The 18,591-nt window shown below is 65.5% G+C and carries 15 protein-coding genes; all 15 read left to right on the forward strand.

The window, feature by feature from the left end; translation table 11 throughout:
- The first annotated feature begins 1 nt into the window (after window position 1).
- The 15 genes from tssC to LB565_RS02995 are packed head-to-tail and all read left to right on the forward strand — an operon-like array spanning window position 2 to window position 18,573.
- Complete coding sequence (tssC, locus tag LB565_RS02925; RefSeq protein ID WP_224581674.1) at window positions 2-1,507, forward strand: type VI secretion system contractile sheath large subunit; 1,506 nt, start codon at window positions 2-4, stop codon at window positions 1,505-1,507.
- A gap of 46 nt (window positions 1,508-1,553) precedes the next feature.
- Window positions 1,554-2,030: an Hcp family type VI secretion system effector gene (locus LB565_RS02930; protein WP_112131253.1), complete on the forward strand. Its 477-nt coding sequence runs from the start codon at window positions 1,554-1,556 to the stop codon at window positions 2,028-2,030.
- Complete coding sequence (tssE, locus tag LB565_RS02935) at window positions 2,017-2,769, forward strand: type VI secretion system baseplate subunit TssE (RefSeq protein ID WP_224581675.1); 753 nt, start codon at window positions 2,017-2,019, stop codon at window positions 2,767-2,769. Before LB565_RS02930 ends, tssE begins: the two co-directional genes overlap by 14 nt.
- A 1-nt stretch (window position 2,770) precedes the next feature.
- Window positions 2,771-4,645, forward strand: coding sequence for a type VI secretion system baseplate subunit TssF (gene tssF / locus LB565_RS02940; protein ID WP_224581676.1), 1,875 nt, complete (start codon window positions 2,771-2,773; stop codon window positions 4,643-4,645).
- On the forward strand, window positions 4,609-5,667 hold the full coding sequence (gene tssG, locus LB565_RS02945; protein ID WP_224581677.1) for a type VI secretion system baseplate subunit TssG: 1,059 nt from the start codon (window positions 4,609-4,611) through the stop codon (window positions 5,665-5,667). The genes tssF and tssG overlap by 37 nt, the downstream gene beginning before the upstream one ends.
- The gene (tagH, locus tag LB565_RS02950; protein WP_224581678.1) at window positions 5,667-7,109 is read left to right on the forward strand and encodes a type VI secretion system-associated FHA domain protein TagH; all 1,443 of its coding nucleotides are present in this window, start codon (window positions 5,667-5,669) and stop codon (window positions 7,107-7,109) included. Before tssG ends, tagH begins: the two co-directional genes overlap by 1 nt.
- Window positions 7,110-7,113: 4 nt before the next feature.
- Entirely contained in the window at window positions 7,114-7,566 is a 453-nt protein-coding gene (gene tssJ / locus LB565_RS02955) for a type VI secretion system lipoprotein TssJ (protein ID WP_224581679.1), read from the forward strand.
- Between the two features lie 36 nt (window positions 7,567-7,602).
- On the forward strand, window positions 7,603-8,937 hold the full coding sequence (tssK, locus tag LB565_RS02960) for a type VI secretion system baseplate subunit TssK (RefSeq protein ID WP_224581680.1): 1,335 nt from the start codon (window positions 7,603-7,605) through the stop codon (window positions 8,935-8,937).
- A 4-nt stretch (window positions 8,938-8,941) separates the two neighbouring features.
- Window positions 8,942-10,267 (forward strand): type VI secretion system protein TssL, long form, encoded by a 1,326-nt coding sequence (gene tssL / locus LB565_RS02965; protein WP_224581681.1) that lies wholly within the window; start codon window positions 8,942-8,944, stop codon window positions 10,265-10,267.
- Between the two features lies 1 nt (window position 10,268).
- Window positions 10,269-13,805: a type VI secretion system membrane subunit TssM gene (gene tssM, locus LB565_RS02970; protein WP_224581682.1), complete on the forward strand. Its 3,537-nt coding sequence runs from the start codon at window positions 10,269-10,271 to the stop codon at window positions 13,803-13,805.
- Window positions 13,787-14,329 (forward strand): type VI secretion system-associated protein TagF, encoded by a 543-nt coding sequence (gene tagF / locus LB565_RS02975; RefSeq protein ID WP_224581683.1) that lies wholly within the window; start codon window positions 13,787-13,789, stop codon window positions 14,327-14,329. Before tssM ends, tagF begins: the two co-directional genes overlap by 19 nt.
- On the forward strand, window positions 14,329-15,432 hold the full coding sequence (locus LB565_RS02980; RefSeq protein ID WP_224581684.1) for a DUF2169 domain-containing protein: 1,104 nt from the start codon (window positions 14,329-14,331) through the stop codon (window positions 15,430-15,432). The genes tagF and LB565_RS02980 overlap by 1 nt, the downstream gene beginning before the upstream one ends.
- Window positions 15,429-16,469, forward strand: coding sequence for a 3-oxoacyl-ACP synthase (locus LB565_RS02985; RefSeq protein WP_224581685.1), 1,041 nt, complete (start codon window positions 15,429-15,431; stop codon window positions 16,467-16,469). Before LB565_RS02980 ends, LB565_RS02985 begins: the two co-directional genes overlap by 4 nt.
- Complete coding sequence (locus LB565_RS02990) at window positions 16,466-17,515, forward strand: DUF4150 domain-containing protein (RefSeq protein ID WP_224581686.1); 1,050 nt, start codon at window positions 16,466-16,468, stop codon at window positions 17,513-17,515. The genes LB565_RS02985 and LB565_RS02990 overlap by 4 nt, the downstream gene beginning before the upstream one ends.
- Window positions 17,512-18,573: a hypothetical protein gene (locus LB565_RS02995; protein ID WP_224581687.1), complete on the forward strand. Its 1,062-nt coding sequence runs from the start codon at window positions 17,512-17,514 to the stop codon at window positions 18,571-18,573. Before LB565_RS02990 ends, LB565_RS02995 begins: the two co-directional genes overlap by 4 nt.
- Window positions 18,574-18,591 lie beyond the last annotated feature (18 nt).

Genomic DNA, 18,591 nt, shown 5'->3' on the forward strand with positions numbered 1-18,591 from the left:
CATGGCCGAACAGCAAAAGACCGCAGCCGCCACCGCCGAGGCGGAAGCCATCGATCTCGGCGAATTCAGCGGACTCCTGGAAAAGGATTTCAAGGTCAAGAAGGACGACAGCGAGAAGCTGCAGCAGCTGGTGCGCAACCTGGCTTTGGCCGCACAATCGCGCTCTGAGACCACGACCATCTCATCCAACGCGATCAAGTCGATCAAGTCGCTGATCGCCGGCATCGACAAGATGCTGACAACGCAGGTCAACGAGATCCTGCACGCGCCGGAAGTGCGCGAGATGGAAGGCACGTGGCGCGGCCTGTGGTACCTCGTCAACAACACCGAGACGGACACCAAGCTCAAGATCCGGGTGATGAACATCTCCAAGGAGCAGCTGGCCGACACGCTGGAAGACTACGAAGGCCAGATGTGGGACCAGAGCCCGATCTTCAAGAAGGTCTACACGGACGAGTATTCGATGCTGGGCGGCGAGCCGATCGGCTGCATCATCGGCGCCTACGAGTTCTCAAACCACCCGCGCGACGTCGGCCTGCTGCGCAACATCTCGGGCGTCTGCGCCTCGGCGCACACTCCGTTCATCGCGGCCGCCTCGCCGCGGCTGTTCCGCATGGACAGCTGGCAGGAACTGCCAAACCCGCAGGACCTGCAGATGATCGTGAACAACCCGGCCTATGCCTCATGGCAGTCGCTGCGCGAGAGCGAGGACGCACGTTATATCGGGCTCACCATGCCGCGCGTGCTGGCGCGCCTGCCCTACGGCTCGGAAACCGTTCCGGTGAAGGGCTTCACCTTCGAGGAGGAGGTGGGCGGCGATCACAACAAATATGTCTGGATGAACGCCGCCTTCCCGATGGGCGTGAACATCAACCGCAGCCACAAGCTCTATGGCTGGGGCACGCAGATCCGCGGCGTCGAGAATGGCGGCACGGTGCTCAACCTGCCGGTGCACGCCTTCCCGACCGACGACGGCTCGATCGCGATGAAGTGCCCGACCGAGGTCGCCATCGACGACCGGCGCGAAGCGGAGCTGGCCAAGCTCGGCCTGATGCCGATCCTGCACCGCAAGAACACCGATCTCGCGGCCTTTATCGGCGCGCATTCGCTGCAGGACGACGAGACGCGCGCCGGGCGCCTGGTGGATCCGGACGCGCAGGCGAACGAACGGCTGAGCGCCAACCTGCCCTACCTGTTCCCGGTGTCGCGCTTCGCGCATTACCTGAAGGCGATCGCGCGCGACAAGATCGGCTCGTTCAAGGAACGCACCGACATGCAGATCTGGTTGACCGAATGGATCAACCGGTACGTGCTGGCCAATCCAGCCTTCGCCGACGACAAGGCGCGCGCCAAGCGCCCGCTCGCCGCGGCTGAGGTCCAGGTCGACAGCGTCGAGGGCCGGCCCGGTTACTACAATGCCCGTTTCTATCTGCGTCCCCACTACCAGCTGGAAGGCATCAACGCCTCGCTCCGGCTGGTGTCGGAACTGCCGTCGGTGAAGGGCTGAGATCGTTAAGCAAAGTCATCTTGTTTCGTAGCGGTGGAGAAAGACAATGCCAGACAGAACCGATGCGCCCTCGACGAAAATCGACGGCTTCCTGAAAGTCCCGGACATCAAGGGTCCGAGCAAACGCGACGGCCATGAAGACGAGATCGAGATCCACGGCGTCGATTACAAGATGATCGCGCCCTACGACCCGAACTCGCTGTCGCGGCGTGGCCGCGTGTCGATGGGAATGATCAAGTTCTTCAAGCATTACGACAAGTCGTCGCCCTACCTGAAGAAGGCGCTGTTCGAGAACAAGGCGCTCGACGAAGTGGTGTTTTCGGCACGCCGCACCATCGACGGCGAGACCAGCGACTACCTGGTCGTGACGCTGACCGACGCCTCGATCATGGAATACGACATGCGGCAGGCGCACGACGAGCCAGACCTCATCGAGGAAGAGGTCAGCTTCGCTTACAAGAAGATCAAGTTCGTCTACAACAAGGACGACGAGATCGAAATGGACGTCTATGTCGGCAAGTGAGGCCAAGCGGCCCGGCGCGAAAGCGCAGCTTGCCGGCAGCTCGCGGGCAAAGCGCGAGGCGGTACAACCCTCCCTCTGGGACCGCCTCGTCAACGATTTGCCCGGGCTAACGTCGGAGATTGACGGGCTGCGCCGTCTGTTGGACGAAGAACTCGGCGCCGAGCGCGTCGAGGCTCTTCTGGCCGGCAGCGCGCGCGCCATCGATGCCGATGCCGAACTGACATCCGAGCAGAAACGGCGACTGCACAGGCTGGTCTTCCAGACCGAGCATCGCGCCGAGATCGAGAGCCGCGGCGTGGTGGTGTCGGCGCGCGTGCTTAGGGAGGCAGTCAGGCGCGACATCGAGGCCCTGTTCAATACCGAGCGTTTCGAGTCCGTCCCGATGCTTTCCGACGCCGAGCACGAACAGCCGCTGGACGAGTTGCCGCCGCTTGCCGACTTTCCGGAGGTGCGCCGCAGCGTCGTCAACTATGGCGTGCCGTCGTTTTCCGGCCGCTCGTCCCGGGATTTCGATCGCGACACGCTGGCGCGCGAGATCCGCGCGGTGCTCGCCACTTTCGAGCCGCGCCTCAAGGAAAGCGCCACGACCGTCAATGTCACGCTTGGCGACAAGACCGTCGGCCTCAAGATCGAGATCGACGCCGTGCTGATCATGACGCCGACGCCGGAACGCATGCGGCTGCGCACCACGATCAATCTCGACAACGGTCTAGCGCGAACCGAATTCCGGGAGACCTGAGATGGATCGGGTCTTCGTGGAGTATTACGAAGAGGAACTGACCCATATCCGCGCGCTGGCCGCGGAATTCGCCGACATGCATCCGGCGGTGGCCCGCAACCTTTCCCTCGACACCGTCCCCTGCCCCGATCCTTATGTCGAACGGCTGCTCGACGGCGTGGCCTTTCTTGCGGCGCGCACGCGGCTCAAGGTCGACGCCGAGCGTTCACGCTTTTCGCGCGCCGTGCTCGACGTGCTCTATCCGGACCTGGTGACGCCGGCGCCGGCGACGGCAATGGCCGTGCTGAAACCTGGACAGCAGGTGCAGTCGATGATCGCCGGCCATGCCGTCGCGCGCGGCACGCGGCTGGTCTCGGGCCTGCATCCGGGGCTTTCGACGCGCTCGACCTTCACCACCGCGCAAGAGGTCACGCTGTGGCCGATCGCGATCACCTCAGTCAGCTATTTCCAGGATCGCAGCGCGCTGGCCGCCGCCGGCATCGCGCCGGTCGGCGGCGTGCGCGGCGAAGCGGCGTTCCGCATCGCGTTCGCGCGAACCGGAAAAGGCAAGCTCAGCGAATTGTCGCTCGACCGCCTCGACCTCTATTTCGCCGGACGCACCAAGGCGCCGCTCATCTTCGACGCGATCTTCGGCGCCTGTTCGGCCGTCGGCGCGCGGGCGGAAGGCAAGACAAATCCGCTTATTGCGCTGCCCGAACCCGAAATGATCGGCATCCACGACGACGAAGCGCTGATGCCGCGCACGCGGCCGACCTTCGAGGGATACCGGCTGCTGCGCGAATATTTCATGATCCCCGAGCGCTTCCACTATGTGCGCGTTGCCGGCCTGCAGCCGGTGGTGCGCAAGTGCGATGGGGGAATGGAGATCATCTTCCTGTTCCGGCGTCCGGTGCCGGAACTCGCCGATGTGACGGTGGCCGATTTCGAGCTGTTCGCGACGCCGATCATCAATCTCTTCGAACGCGAGTGCAACGTCATCGAGATCGATCCGCGGCGGACGCGCCAGGTGCTGCATGCCGACCGCACGCGGGCGCGCGACTTCGAGATTTTCCGCGTCACCCGGGTGGAGGACGCCGACGCTGAAGGCAGCGAGGCGACCATCCCCGAACTGTTCAGCCTGGGGCAGAACCGCGGCAGCGGCTGGGTCTATTCGACCGAGCGGCGCCCGCGGCGGGCCACGGAGGATGAGCGGCGCGACGGCCTGACCCGTACCTCCTACACCGGCGACGATGTCTTCCTCGCTATCTCGCGGCCGGCCGGCAGCCAGCCCAACCGGCCGCTCAGGCGGCTCGACGTGATGGCGCTCTGCACCAACCGCGACCTGCCGATCCTCGACGACACGCCGACGCTGACGCTGGAGACCGCCGACCCGGTGGAAGCGGTGCGGCTGCTCGGCGCGCTGCGGCCGCCGCAGCCGGCGATCCCGGCAGCACTGCCGGCCGGCGCCGAAGGCGAATCCCGCGCCGACAATCTCGCCTGGCGGCTGGTGGCGCAGCTCTCGCTCAATTTCCTGAGTCTCGCCAAGGAAGGCCGCGGCGTCGATCCGCTGCACGCCTTGCTCGACCTCTACGCCGATCGTGGCGATCCCAGCCTTGCCCGCAACGTGCATTCGATCACCCGCATCGACTCGCGGCCGGTGATCGAGCGGCTCAAGATCGATGGGCCGATGTGTTTCGGCCGCGGCACCGAGGTGACGCTGCATGTCGACCAGTCGGTGCTGGCGGGCCAGAGCACGCTGCTGCTTTCGGCCCTGCTGGCGCGGCTGTTCGCCCGCCATGCCGGGATAAATGGTTTCGTGCGGACGCGTACGCGGTTGCTGCAGAAGCAGGAGGATGTGCCATGGCCGATGACGCCCGGCAATCGCTACCTGATCTAGCGCAGCCAACTGAGGCCGAGGCGCTGTCGGAGAGCTTCGACTTCTTCGAGCTGCTGCGCCGCCTGGAGCAGCGGCGTGGACTGTTCGGGCATTCCGGAACCGCCGACCGCGAGCCGGCAAGGCTCGGCCAGCATGTGCGCCTGAACTTCTCGGCCAGGGACGTGATCAAATTCCAGGATGCCAGCGAAAAGGCTCCGGCGCGGGTGACCGTGGCCAATCTCGGCCTGCTCGGGCCGGAAGGGCCGATGCCGCTGCATCTGACGCGCTGGGTGCTCGACAGGCTGTCGCAGCGCTGGTTCACCGGCGCCGACGCCGAGCAGACAAGCGACACGACCTTCGTCGATTTCGTCAACATCCTGCAGCATCGCATGATCACGCTCTACTATCGCGCCTGGGCGGATGCGCATCCGGCCGTGCAGGTCGAACGTTCGGTCGGCGGGCGCGTCCGCGCCATGCTCGAAGCCATGGCCGGCATCGGCCTTCCCGGCACGCAGGATCCCGAGCTCGACACAGTACGGCTGCGCCAGGCCGGATCGCTGGCCAACCAGGTCGACGGCGCGGAGCGGCTGACGCTGTTTCTCGCCACGGCCTTCAAGGTGCCGGTTGAGATCAAGGAATTCGTCGCCGCCTGGATCACGATCCCCACAGCGCTGCAGAGCCGCATCGGCAAGGCCTATGCGGCGCTCGGCGGCGGAGCGACGATCGGCCCGCGCGTCTTTAGCCGGCAGAGCCGGATCGAATTGCGCGTCGGCCCGCTGAGCCTAGACGACTTCAAGTCGTTCCTGCCCGGAGAACGGCGCCTTGCCCTGTTCAAGAAGGCGGTGCGCGACATGATCGGCGAAGCGCTCGACGTCGATCTCAGGATCGTGCTCGCGCGTGATAAGGTGCCGGCGCCGAAGATGGGAACCATCCAGCTCGGCCGGACCTCCTGGCTTTCGCGCCCTGCCGAAAAGGGCGACGCCGACGATCTCAGGCTGCGCACCATCGTCGGCTGGCGGCCGGACATGGCGGAGGCAGCCTGATGAGCCTGCTGCTGACCCTGGAACAAGGCCCGCGCTCGCAGGTGGTCAGGCAGACCCGGCTGGACGAGGGCGAGCTGGTGATCGGCCGCAGCGCCGATGCCGGCTGGCAGATCGACGATCCGGACATGTTCGTCTCACGCGCGCACTGCAAGATCAGCGGCGGCCGCGACGGCTATTACGTCACCGACACGTCGAGCAGCGGTCTGTTTATCGACGATTCCGACAGCCCGCTCGGCACAGGCAGGTCGACGCGCCTGCAAAGCGGCATGCGGCTGCGCATGGGCGACTATGTGCTCCATGTCGAGGTGCAGCCCGGGGCCGGCCACACCTCGATCGGTCAGGCGCCGATTGCCAACGCCGCGCCGGCGTGGTCGCCACAATCGCGGACGCCAGCCAGCATCGGCGGCGACGACTTCTTCTCGGCCAAGGTCGAGGAAGAGCCGCAGCGACCGCGCCCGGCAGGACTGCCCGATCCGTTCGAGCAGCCTGTGCCGGGGGCGTACGATCGCACTTCCAACCAGCGCAGCTCGCCCGCCTTCGACGATCCGTTCAGCCTCGATCCGGTGGCGACGCCGGCCTCGAACGAAGAGCCCGCCGTCGGCCGGTCGGATCCGTTCGGCTTCGGCGACATGCCGTTGCGCAGCGATATGCCCGAACCCGCGGCGAAACCGTCCGGCTTCGACGATTTCAGCTTCGGGCCGGCCGCGGCGCCCGCTTCCGGCAACAGCGCCGATCCAGCTGGCCGCGTCGAGCGGCCCGCCGAGAAGCCGAAGGCCGCCCGTCCACGGGAGATACCGGTGCAGGCCGAAGCGTCAGCGCCGCCACCGCGCCGTGTTCCTAAACTGTCACGCCCGACGTCACCGGCGCCCAGCGACATGGCGCTGCGCGCCGCGTTCCTGCGCGGCATGGGTGTCGAGGGGGCCGATTTCCCCGGACGCGACGCGGTCGCCGAAATGGAAAAATTCGGGCGCGAATACAGGCTGATGCTCGAGGGCCTGATGCAGCTCCTGCGCAAGCGCGCCGAGGAGAAGGGAAGCGCGCGCGTCGCCCAGACCATGGTCGGTGCCTCCGAGGTCAACCCGCTCAAGTTCCTGCCGACGGTCGAAGATGTCATCGTCACCATCATCGCGGAACGCAGTCCCGGCTTTCTCTCCGGCGAGGCGGCGATCGGCGACGCGGTGAAGGACCTCGCGCAGCACCACGTGCGCGCCTGGCGCGGCGTGCAGGCGGCGCTGCGGCGCATGATCGACCGCTTCGATCCGGCCGCGATCGAGGAAGAGCTCAAGTCCAATTCGGCGATCGGCAATCTGCTCGCCGGCGGGCGCAATGCCAAGCTGTGGGAGCTCTACCAGAAGCGCCATCGCGACATCGCCCAGAGCGCGGAATCGAGCTTCCTGGGCGAGATCGGCGCAGACTTCAGGGACGCATATGAAGAGGAGTAGGGACATGATCGACAGACGGGAATTCATCGTTGCCATCGGCGCAACGGGGCTGCTTGCGGCATGCCAGAGCGGCCCGCCGAAACCATCGGTCATCACGGTCAACGTGACCGGTGGTGCCGGCATGAATCCGGGACCGGCCGGCGGCGACAGGCCGGTGACCGTGCTGGTGATACGGCTTGCCAGCACCGGCAAGTTCAACTCGGCCGATTATTTCGCGCTGCAGGGCGATGCCGGCTCGGCGCTGGGCGCCGACCTCATCGGATCGGACGCGATCTCGGTCGCTCCGGGCAAGACGGCGGCCAAGACCATCACGGTCGAACCGAACGCGACGGCGCTCGGCTTCGTCGCGCTGATCCGCGAACCCGGCGGCCGCAACTGGCGCACGACCAAGTCGGTATCGCCAGGGTCGAAATTCACCATCAACGTTAGCCTCGGCAAGGGCGGCATTTCCGCCTGACGGCGAGACAAGAACGGCAGTGCAGAGAGCAGTGGCATGAGCGACGCAAACAGGGTGCTGTGGTCCGAGGGCCTCTTCTTGAGGACCCAGCACTTCCAGCAGCAGGACCGGTTCTTCGAGGGGATGGTGCGCGGCGCCTTGCAGGCCGGCCAGCTCCATACGTTCGGCTTCCAGCAGCTGACGCTCGACCAGTCGCTGCTCGATGCCGGCCAGGTGTCGATCGTGTCCGCCCGGGGCATCTTCCCGGACGGCACGCCCTTCTCCATCCCGGAACTGATGGACGCGCCGAAGCCGCTCCCGGTCTCGGCCGACACCGGCGCCGGGCCGGTGCTGGTGGCGCTGCCGCTGGAGCCGCCCGGCGGCGTCGGCTTCGATCCGGCGCATGCCGCGTCGACGGGCGCGCGCTACCACGGCAAGATCGTTGCGGTGCGCGATGCCGTGCAGGGCGGCTCCGATCCGGAGGAGATCGAGATCGCCCGGCCGCAAGCGGTGCTGCTGGCGCCTGGCAAATCGGTCGGCGGCTACACGGCGCTGCCGGTCGCCGACATCAAGGGCGTGCGCGCCGATGGCGGCGTCTCGCTCGACCAGGCCTTCCTGCCGCCGACGCTGATCACCGGCGCCGTTCATTGGTACCGGCAATTGCTGCAGGAGGTCGTCACCGGCCTCGACCAGATCGCCGAGGCGCACGGCAAGATGGTGATGGGCGGGGCCGGCCGCAGCGTCGAGGACCTTTTGATGCTGCACCTCGCCAATGCCGCGCGGCCTCGCCTTGCGCATATGCTGGCCCAGGATGTCTTCCATCCGGCCGAGCTCTATCTCGAGCTTGCCAGCCTCGCCGGCGAGATGGCCACTTACGGCTCGAGCTCGCGGCGGCTCGGAGAATTGCCAGCCTACGACCACATGGCGCCCGGCCCCGCCTATATGGCGCTGGCGGATGCCTTGCGTTCGCTGATCCTCAGCCTGCGCTACATCGAGCCGAAGTCGCGCGCTCTGCCGGTCATGCGGCACGCGACCAATGTGTGGAAGGTGCGCATCGACAACCCGAAACTGCTGGTCGCCAGCCGCATCGTCATCCGCGTCGGCTCAGAGCTTTCGGAAGACGCGCTGCGCAAGATCTTCGTCAACCAGGCGACGGTCGGCTCGGCGGATCAGTTCGAAGGGCTGTGGAAGTCGCGCCTGCCGGGCATTCCGCTGAAGCCGCTGCATTCGCAGCCGCGCGAGATCCCGTATGACGGCGACAGGCTGTGCCTGGAGTTGGACCAGAAGAGCGAGCACTGGGCCTCGCTGCTCGACGCCCCCGGCTTCGTCATCGGCGTTTCCGGTGTGCTGCCGAGCGAGCCGCAGGTCGACTGCTATTCGGTGAACAGGTGAGGCCATGAGCCGGGATGATCCTTTCGGACTGTCGGAGGATCGCGAGCGAACACGCATCCGCCTGACCGGTGCCGCGCCCCGGCCGATGGCGCCGCTGGCGCCGGGCGCGCCGGTCAAACGGGCGCGCACCCATCCCAACACGCTGATCAACATCTTCGCGCCGCTGCTCGAATTCGCGCCGGAGCTCGAAAGCGCACTGGCGCCGGAGAACCCGGAGGTGATGCGCACGCGCCTGCTCGACGAGCTGGTGCGGGCGCGCGACGCCGCTGTTGCCGCGGGCTCATCGCTGGAGCGCGCAGACCAGGCGGCCTGGGCGGTAGCGGCTCTGCTCGACGATCTGGCGCTCAACACGCCGTGGGGCGGCGCCAGCGCCTGGCCGCGCCAGCCGCTGGTCGTCATGCTGCGCGGCGACGTCGATGCCGGCACCCAGTTCTTCACCCGCCTCGACGAGCTGGAGCGGCATCCCAACCGCGACCGCGAGATGCTGGAGCTGCAATATTACTGCCTGGCGCTCGGCTTTCGCGGTAAATACCGCGTGCCCGGCCGCGCCGGCGACCGTTCGCTCAATGCCGTGCGCGTGGCGGCGGCGCGCTTCCTGCGCAATGCGGACGCCGAGGACGCGCCGCTGTCGCCGAACTGGAAAGGCGTGATCGCCTCCGACGAGCCGCAGCGCTTCATCGTGCCCATCTGGGTGATGGCGCTTGCCGCGATCGTCGTCGCCGCAGCCGCCTATATCGGCCTGTCGATGGGCCTGAGCAGCCAGGCGGTCGAGCTCTCCGCGCTGGTGCGCACCTTGCCGCCGGCCTCGCGCGGCGACGTCACCCGCGCCGCGCCCAAGCAGGATGCGCCCGCGCCCGAGCCGCAACCGGTCGATTTCGCGCTGCTGCCGGAGTTCAAGGCCGAAGCGCCGGACAGCCTCAAAGGGGCGCTCAGCGGCACCGAGAGCGTCTCGCTGGCCAAGCTCATCATCCAGTCCTCCAATCCCGAGCTCTTCCAGTCCTCCCGACCGACGCTGACGGAAGGCTATGAGCCGCTGATCGCATCGATCGCCAAGGTGATCCTGGACAACAAGGAGTTGATCGGAAAAATCACCATCGTCGGCCATACCGACAATGTGCGCCTGCAAAAGTCCAATCCGCTGGCCAGCAACCAGCGTCTGTCGGAAGCGCGCGCCGAAACCATAGCCAAGCTTCTGGTGCAAGCCGGCGTGCCGCAGGAGAGCATCTCCTCCGAGGGGCGCGCCGAAACCGATCCGGTGGCCGACAACTCGACGCGCGAGGGCCGCGCGCTCAACCGGCGTGTCGAGGTTCTGGTCGAGAAGAGGCTCTGAGATGTTCATCCTGCGCTTCCTCTGGGCCGTCATCACCTCGCGTTTTCTGTGGACGCTGATTGGCATCGCGCTGCTTTCGCTGCTGATCTGGGTGTTCGGCCCGATCGTGCAGGTCGGCCCTTACGCGCCGTTCGAATCCGACAATGTGCGCATCGCCATCATCGCCGGGCTGATCATCCTGTGGCTGATCTGGCTGATCATCGCGCAGCGCCGCGCGATCCGCGCCAACCGCATGTTCGTCGCCGAGATCGCGGCGCCCGTCACCGAAAAGCAGCTCACGCCCGGCGAGGAAAGCGTGGCCGCCGTCGGCGCCAAGTTCGGCGAAGTGATGGCCGAGCTCAAGCGGCGCAAGCTCGGCGGCAGAAAATTCCTGCGCGAGATGCCCTGGTATGTGATCGTCGGTCCGCCTGCCACCGGCAAGACCACGGCGCTGCGCCAGTCCGGCCTCAATTTCCCGATCGATCTCACCGACGACCTGCAGGGCGTTGGCGGCACGCGCAATTGCGATTGGTTCTTTTCCGAGAACGCGGTGCTGATCGACACAGCGGGCCGCTATGTCCAGCAGGAAAGCCAGCCGGATGTCGACGCGGCGGAGTGGCTGGGCTTCCTCGACCTTCTGAAGAAGCACCGGGGCCGTCGCGCGCTCAACGGGGTGATCGTTGCGCTGTCGATCGACGCGCTGTCGGAGGGCGACGACGCGATCAAGGCGCATGGCAAAAAGATCCGCCGCCGGCTGGCGGAGCTGAATGATCGGCTGGAGATCCGCCTGCCCGTCTACCTGATGCTGACCAAGGCCGATCTGATCAAAGGGTTCGAAGCATTCTTCGGCGGCTTGTCGACCACGGCGCGCGAGCAGGTCTGGGGAACCACTTTCCCGCTCGACGCCCGCGTCAACGCCGGCATGATCCAGACGGAACTTGCCAGGCTTGCCAGCGAACTGGAACGCCGGCTGGTGCCACGGCTGGAGGACGAGGACAAGCTCGGCCAGCGTGCCGAAATCTTCCGTTTCCCGGCGCAGCTTGCCAGCCTCTCCGAACCGATCCAGGTGCTGGTCGAGGCGATGTTCGGCGAGAGTCGCTACGAGGAAGCCGCCTGGCTGCGCGGCCTCTATCTGACCTCGGCGACGCAGGAAGGCGCGCCGATCGACCGGCTGACCGCGGCGCTGTCCTCAACCTTCGGGTTGCCGCCGCGTCGCACCATGCCGGCAGCGCGTGTCGAGAAACGCAGCTTCTTCCTCAGGAACCTTCTGACCGAGGTGATCTTCAAGGAAGCCGGCCTCGGCACATTCGATCCGCTGGCGCAGCGTCGCCGCGCCTGGATCTGGCGCGGCGCCGCGGCCGCCTGCGCTCTTGCGGCGCTGCTCGCCGGCGGACTGTTCACCTGGTCCTATCTCGACAACCGCAATGCGATCACCGAGCAGGCCGGCCAATTCGAAGCGTTGCAGCAGCCGCTGACCGACGTCGCCGCCACGCCGGCCGCGGTCGAGCAGCCGACCATGGACGGCGCGCTGGCGGCGATGGACGCGGTGGTGGCGGCCCGCACGGCGCCACCGGATGCGATCCACAATTTGCTCGGCCCGACCGCTTCGGCCGAGCTGGTGCGTGCGCAGGCCGACACTTACGACCACGCCCTGCGCAACGTGCTCGAGCCGCATATGGTGGCGCTTCTGGAGGCCACGATGTGGCGGCAGATCCGCGATCCGGATTTCATGCTCGGCGCGCTGAAGACCTACCGCATGATGACCGGCCTCTCGCAGATGGACACCGATTTTGTGCAGAACTGGTGGGTGAACAGCCTGCCGCAATTTGCGCCTGCCGCCCCCTTCCCAACCGCGGACGCCGAAGAGCACCAGCTTGCCGCGATCCGCCGCATGGCCGTCGACGACAGCTACATCGCGCCGGACAAGGAGCTGGTCGCCGAGGCGCTGAAGACGGTCTGCACGATCTCGCTGCCGGAGCGCGCCTACAAGCAGCTCCTGGCCGACCCGGAAGTGGCAGCCGTCAAGGAATGGGTGCCGGCCAATTTTGCCGGACCGAACGGCGCCAAGGTGTTCGCGCGCCGCTCCGACAAGACGCTGCGCGTCGGCGTACCGGGGCCTTACACCTATGCCGGCTTCCACGACGCGATCCTCGACCGGGTCGAGGATGTCGCCGGGCAGGCGGCGCTCGACCGCGCGGTGTTTGCCGGCGGCTGCTCGGAGAATTCGGAGACGTCGGTCTCGGCGCTGTCGGAAGACATACTGAAGCTCTATTACGACGACTATATCGCGCAGTGGGATAGTTTCCTGCGCGACATGCGGCTGGCGCCGCTGACCGATCTCAACGTCGCCAGCGAGAACCTTAAGGATCTTTCCAGCGCCGACTCCGCGCTGAAGCGCCTGCTCACCGCGGTGGTGCAGGAGACGGACCTGACCCGCTCCGACGACGCCGCGGCCAACGACAAGAACGCCGCCAACACCGGCTCGAAGCTTTTGAGTAAGCTCGGCAAATTGGGCAAGGTGGTAAAGACGGGAGCGAAATTGCTGCCCCGCGCGGGCTCGGCCGATCAGGTCGACATGACCGGCAGCCTCGTGGCCGAGCATTTCAAGCCGCTCAAGGGCACGATCGCCCAAGTCGACGGCCAGCCGCCGGCGCTCGACGCCGCCGTCGTGGCGCTGACGGCGCTGTCCAATGTGCTGCAGACGGTAACCGCCAACCCCAATCCGCAGGACGCCATCAAGAAGCAGGGCGGGCTGGCCGAACTGACGGGCGCTGTCGCCAGGCAGGCGCAGATTCTTCCCTCGCCGATCAACGACTGGCTGGGCGGAATTGCCGGCGACACAAGCGGCCTGTCGCAGAAGGCCGTCACCAATGAGCTCAACGCCATCTGGCGCGCCGATATCCTGCCCTTCTGCCAGGCCGCGCTCAACAACCGCTATCCGTTCAGCCCGGACAGCGCGGTCGACGTCAATGTGCGCGACTTCCAGCGCCTGTTCGGGCCGACCGGGTTGATCGACGCCTTCACCAACGACCATCTGATCAACTATGTCGACACCGCCAGCGAGCCGTGGAAATGGCGCGCCGATTTCGGTCTCGACCCGGCGGCGCTGGCGGCCTTCGAGCAGGCGCGCCACATCCGTGACGATCTCTTCCCTGGGGGCACCGGACCGGTGATGAATTTTACCCTGGAGCCGAAGGACCTGTCGCCCAACGTGGCGCGGGTGACGCTCAATCTCGATGGCCAGAACCTCGTCTATTATAACAACGCGACGAGGCCGCAGCCAATGACATGGCCAGGCAAGGACGGCACCGGGGTGATTTCGCTGGCGTTCCAGCCGGTCGACGGCTCGCCCGAGGTGATGCTCAACGAGACCGGCAGCTGGGCATGGCTGAGGATGCTGCGCGGCGGCCGTTTCAACGCGACCAAGCTCACCGACGTCTACAGCCTGCGGCTCGGCACCAAGGGGATGTGGGCCGATTTCGAGCTCAAGGCGGCCAGTGTCGAGAACCCCTACACGCTCGAAATGTTCAAGAAGTTCACATGTCCGCCGCAGATCTGATACTGCCCGGCTTCTACGGCAAGATGCCCGCCGCCGGCGATTTCGTCACGCGCCGGCTGCCGGGCGATTTCGTGCGCGTGTGGGACCGCTGGCTGGCGCAGCACATCGTGCCGCTGTTCGGGGTAGAGACCTGGCCGCAGAACACGGCGCTGCGTTTCATCAGCGGCCCCGGTTCCTTCGGCGCCGCGGCGGGCATCGTGCTGCAAAGCGCCGACCAGGTCGGCCGGCAATTTCCATTGAGCGTCCTTGCAAGGCTGCAGGAGGCGCCGTTGAAGCTGGCCTATTCTGATGGCTGGTTCGGCGGCATCGAGGGCGCAGCCTTCGCGGCGCAGCGGGGGGAGTTGGTGCCCGATGAGCTGGACGCCGCCCTGACAGCCCTGCCTGCGCCATCTGTCGATAGGGATGGAGATATCATCGTCGACCTCGTGATGTGGACGACGCATACGGACATTTTCGATGTCGATCCGCAAGCGCCGCAGCCGACGCTCGAGCAAATCTTCGCCGCAAGCTGGGAGACCAGCTGATGCAGATCTGGAATCAAATGGGCCATCCGCACCAGTTCACCATGGGCATGGACAAGGCTGGCCACGAGTGGCTCGTCGTGGTGGTGAAAGGCACCTTCGATTTTCCGACGACGCCCGGCGGGCTGGTGCGGAAATCGGCAGAACAGGTACCGCTTGTAATGGCCGATACGCACACGGGTGCGCCGGGCTATTCGGCGACGCTATGGGAGACCGACTTTGCCTTCCGCAAGCCGCGTTGCGATGTGGTTGCCAACGGCTACGCCTATGCACCCGGGGGACGCCCGACGGAACGCGTGCCGGTCGGCATCAAGATTGGCAATTGGTCAAAGCTGTTCGAAGTCGTCGGCCACCGGGAATGGCGCGCCATCGGCCCGGTTTTTACCGCCACATCACCGGAAGCTTTTCTGAAACTGCCCATCTCCTACGACGTTGCGTGGGGCGGCGTTGACAGACTGGACCCCGAAGACAAGCTTCCGGCTAGCTACAAATACAATCCCGTCGGCACCGGCTGGTCGCGCACAAAGAATCAGCGTCTCGTCCCTGGCCTGCGGCTGCCTAACACGCAGGCGGTTGGGGAAGAAATGCGCTCTCCGTTCGGCGACTACCGGCCGATGAGTTTCGGGCCGATGGGCCGCGGCTGGCCTGGGCGCATAGAATATGGCGGCACCTACGACCAGAACTGGATCGACAATGTCTTCCCTTTTCTGCCCGAGGATTTCGATGAGCGCTATTTCCAGATGGCGCCACCCGACCAGCAGATCGATCACCCGCGTGGCGGCGAGGACGTGGTGTTAGTCAATCTGACGCCTGAGGGGCGCGTGAGCTTCCGGCTGCCTCCGACAGCGCTGCCGATCACGTTGTTCAAGGAGCAGGACAAGGTGTTCGACGGTGAACTGCCTCCGGACACGATTCTGTTCGACCCCGAGAAACGACGATTCTCGCTGGTTTGGCGGTTGCAGCAGAGGCTCAAGCGCACGATCCTCGATTTTTCAGAATGCTGGATCGGGCCGCCGACGCAATCTATGCTGCGCGCACGGGCAACCGGGCGAACCTATGTCCGGGCAAACGGTGCTGGCGCGGAAGAAGAAATCGAGGAGGCATGACACTCGAACTCGACATCGTCTCGGTCGGCATGGTGACCGCGGTCGGTCTCGATGCCCCCTCTGCATGCGCCGCGATGCGCGCCAAGCTTGACGGCTTCCAGGAAACCCGCTTCGTCGGCCCCGGGGGCGGCTGGCTGGTCGGCGCCCCGGTGCCGCTGCCGCGCAAGTTCACAGGAGAGAAGCGACTGGCCCACATGGCTGCCGCGGCCATCCTTGAGGCTTTCGAGCCCGTTCCCGAGGCACATGGAACTGCAGCGCTCGTCCTCTGCCTCGCCGAAGACCGGCCCGGCCGCATCGCCCCGGAAGCCCCTCGCCTCGCGGCGCGTATCGCGGAGATCACCGGCATCGCCTCGCCGCACCGAACGCGAATCGTCGCCCACGGCCGGCCCTCCGGCCACGTCGCACTCGATCAGGCCCGTCGGCTGCTGGCCGACCGCAGCGTGCCTTACGTGATGATCTGCGGCGTCGACAGCTACCTGGCGGGGCTGACGATCGACCACTATCTGGCTGAACGCCGCCTGCTCACCCCGGAAAACCCCAACGGCTTCATACCGGGCGAAGCCGCTGCTGCTATCCTCTGCGCCCGCCCAGGCAACGGCGCCATGCGCCTCCTCGGCCTCGGCCTAGCCCGCGAGCCGGCCTATATCTACAACCCTACCGATCTACCCCTCCGCGGCAACGGCATGACCGCAGCCTACCGCATGGCTCTGGACGCCTCGGGGATAGACATGCGCGATATCGGTTACCGAATTTCGGATCTGATCGGCGAAAGCTATTTCTTCAAGCAGGCAGCGATAGCCTCGCTGCGACTCGTCCGAGGCCATCATGGTTTCCAAGACTTCTGGAGCCCGGCTGAAAGTCTGGGGAATGTCGGAGCCGCTGTCGTGCCGATAGCGGTTGGCATGGCCATGACCGCTGCCAAGAAAGGCTACGACCGAGGCGATCCGGTACTGATCGAGTCTTCGGGCGACGACGGTTCCTGCGGTGCGCTGCTGTTAACCGCGGGCCGGATGTCACGGAGGCGGGTCGCCGCATGACGGTGTTCGCGAATGGGCTCGAGATCGCTTGCAAGGCGCAGACCAATCAGGTGATCGCCGCTTTTCCGGATGTCTGCTTCACGCCGCCGCAGACGCCGGCCACGCCGCCCGGCGTGCCGATTCCCTACCCAAGCTTCGGCATGGATACAGACACGGACAAAGGGACTAGCACAGTCAAGATCGGCGGCAAGACTGTCACGCAGAAGAACTTGTCCTACTACACCAAGACCATGGGTACCGAAGCGGGGTGTGCGCCGAAAAAGGGCGTCGTCAGCTCGCAAAACACCGGCAAGGAGTACGCCGAAGCTTGGTCCGGCAACGTCAAGATGGACGGAGAGCCGATCAGCCGGTTTACCGATATCTCAACGAATAACCATGCCTCGCCGGTCGGCAATGCGCCGCCCTGGCCGAAGATCGCGGCCGCCGACCTGAAACCCGGCCAGGACGCGGACTGCCTCGTCGGTTCCTATGATGACATCGCCGCTGCCTGCGCGAACGCGAAGCCTCCCGGCGAGGCCCATCATATCGTTCCGGACAAGGCTTACCGGACGGGCACGCGCGATCAGGCGATCACCGCTGGGGCGACCGGCGCCTCGACCATCACGCGGACCTTCGGAAGGCAGAAGCGGAACATCGACGAGCGCGTGAAGAACGCGCCGTCGATCGGTGAAGGCGTCTGCATTTGTGTCAGCAAGTCGGCGCATAAAAAGGTCCACAAGAAGGAGCGGGCAGCGCTCAAAAAGCTCGGGCAGAATGTACCGCCCAATCTGAAAGGCGCAGCCAAGAAGGCGCATATCGATACTATGAAAAAGAATGGCACCTGGAACACCGCGAAGCTCGGTGACGTTATCGCTGAGTCGAAGAAGTCGATCAGCGACATCAAGCAGGATAAGAATGGCAATCCGACGGCCGCGTGCATCGCGAAGGCAAAGGCTGCGGTAACTAGGCAGACCGCAAACATCGGGCCGAACCAGGTCGGCCGTACGTCAGGTACGCTTCCGAACAAGGCGGCGGCAAGCAAAATGCTGAACACGACAATATCATGAGCCACTACGATATCTGGGCGGCCTGCGCGCTGTCCGCCGACGGCTTCGCGATTTCGACCGGCCTGCTCGAGGACGGGCCACAGTTCAGCAGGCTTACGCTCCACCGAGCGCCGGGCATGCCTGAATGGAATTATTTGCGTTTCGAATCGACACTCGTGTGGCTGACGAGGCTCGACGGCTGGCGTCATGGGGCGTTGCTCGCGGCCCTCGGCATCGACGGCGATGTCAACTTCATCGGCCAGAAATTTGCCAGCGAGCAGATTCCGGAGGCGGGCGCAGGCGACGATGAAGAGGGCCGCGGTTCGATGAGCCAAATGCGGCAATTGGGCGACGAACTGATGGTCTGCGGATACGGCTCGCAAATCTACGTGCGTGACACACGGGACGTGTGGACAAGAATAGCCGACGCGGATGACGAGACTTTGGGCGACAACGCATTCGAAGCCGTGGCGCGAAATGCGAATGGGGAGTGGGTGGCATGCGGCAACACCGCCGCAGCCTTCCGTGAGCCGACCGCCGCCGAGCAAGCCGAACTCGACCGGATCGCAGCGACAGGCACGATGCCACAATACCTTGCCGCGAAGGAGCGCTTCGAGACCCAGTTGGCTGGCGAAATCGGCTGCCTGTACGTGCGCAGTAAACGCCGCTGGACAGGCGTGGACCTACCCGGCAACACCTATCTTGAGGATGTCATCGTGCTGGAGGACGGACGCTTTCTAGCGGTGGGCGGCGGTGGTCTGATCGTCGCCGGCCGGGATCCCGATAGCTTCGAGGATTTTTCGCAGCCTGGCTTCGCCGAGAACTACTTTTCTATCTGCCTGGTCGGTGGCCGACCCCACCTTCTTGGCGATACGGTGATTCATGTACTCGGCAAGGATTTGCAGTTGGAAGAGGAGATTGGCTTGCCGGACGACCTGCAGAGCCCGTTGCTCATTGATGTCGCGGATGGCGTGCTCTGGTATTTCGATCACAAGGGGGTTGCTAAACGGCAGCAAAACGCCTGGGTCATCATGGACCTGCCGGACGAGGTATGGGAAGAAGTGCGCCACCAGGGATGAGCAGGCGCGACAGCTTGC

The sequence above is a fragment of the Mesorhizobium sp. CA14 genome, assembly GCF_020165195.1.
Classification (GTDB): Bacteria; Pseudomonadota; Alphaproteobacteria; order Rhizobiales; family Rhizobiaceae; genus Mesorhizobium.

What these genes read in the sequence shown, in the direction of transcription:
- tssC (WP_224581674.1), top strand. Translation starts at nt 2, where the DNA reads ATGGCCGAACAGCAAAAGACCGCAGCCGCCACCGCCGAGGCGGAAGCC.
- LB565_RS02930 (WP_112131253.1), top strand. Translation starts at nt 1,554, where the DNA reads ATGCCAGACAGAACCGATGCGCCCTCGACGAAAATCGACGGCTTCCTG.
- tssE (WP_224581675.1), top strand. Translation starts at nt 2,017, where the DNA reads ATGTCGGCAAGTGAGGCCAAGCGGCCCGGCGCGAAAGCGCAGCTTGCC.
- tssF (WP_224581676.1), top strand. Translation starts at nt 2,771, where the DNA reads ATGGATCGGGTCTTCGTGGAGTATTACGAAGAGGAACTGACCCATATC.
- tssG (WP_224581677.1), top strand. Translation starts at nt 4,609, where the DNA reads ATGGCCGATGACGCCCGGCAATCGCTACCTGATCTAGCGCAGCCAACT.
- tagH (WP_224581678.1), top strand. Translation starts at nt 5,667, where the DNA reads ATGAGCCTGCTGCTGACCCTGGAACAAGGCCCGCGCTCGCAGGTGGTC.
- tssJ (WP_224581679.1), top strand. Translation starts at nt 7,114, where the DNA reads ATGATCGACAGACGGGAATTCATCGTTGCCATCGGCGCAACGGGGCTG.
- tssK (WP_224581680.1), top strand. Translation starts at nt 7,603, where the DNA reads ATGAGCGACGCAAACAGGGTGCTGTGGTCCGAGGGCCTCTTCTTGAGG.
- tssL (WP_224581681.1), top strand. Translation starts at nt 8,942, where the DNA reads ATGAGCCGGGATGATCCTTTCGGACTGTCGGAGGATCGCGAGCGAACA.
- tssM (WP_224581682.1), top strand. Translation starts at nt 10,269, where the DNA reads ATGTTCATCCTGCGCTTCCTCTGGGCCGTCATCACCTCGCGTTTTCTG.
- tagF (WP_224581683.1), top strand. Translation starts at nt 13,787, where the DNA reads ATGTCCGCCGCAGATCTGATACTGCCCGGCTTCTACGGCAAGATGCCC.
- LB565_RS02980 (WP_224581684.1), top strand. Translation starts at nt 14,329, where the DNA reads ATGCAGATCTGGAATCAAATGGGCCATCCGCACCAGTTCACCATGGGC.
- LB565_RS02985 (WP_224581685.1), top strand. Translation starts at nt 15,429, where the DNA reads ATGACACTCGAACTCGACATCGTCTCGGTCGGCATGGTGACCGCGGTC.
- LB565_RS02990 (WP_224581686.1), top strand. Translation starts at nt 16,466, where the DNA reads ATGACGGTGTTCGCGAATGGGCTCGAGATCGCTTGCAAGGCGCAGACC.
- LB565_RS02995 (WP_224581687.1), top strand. Translation starts at nt 17,512, where the DNA reads ATGAGCCACTACGATATCTGGGCGGCCTGCGCGCTGTCCGCCGACGGC.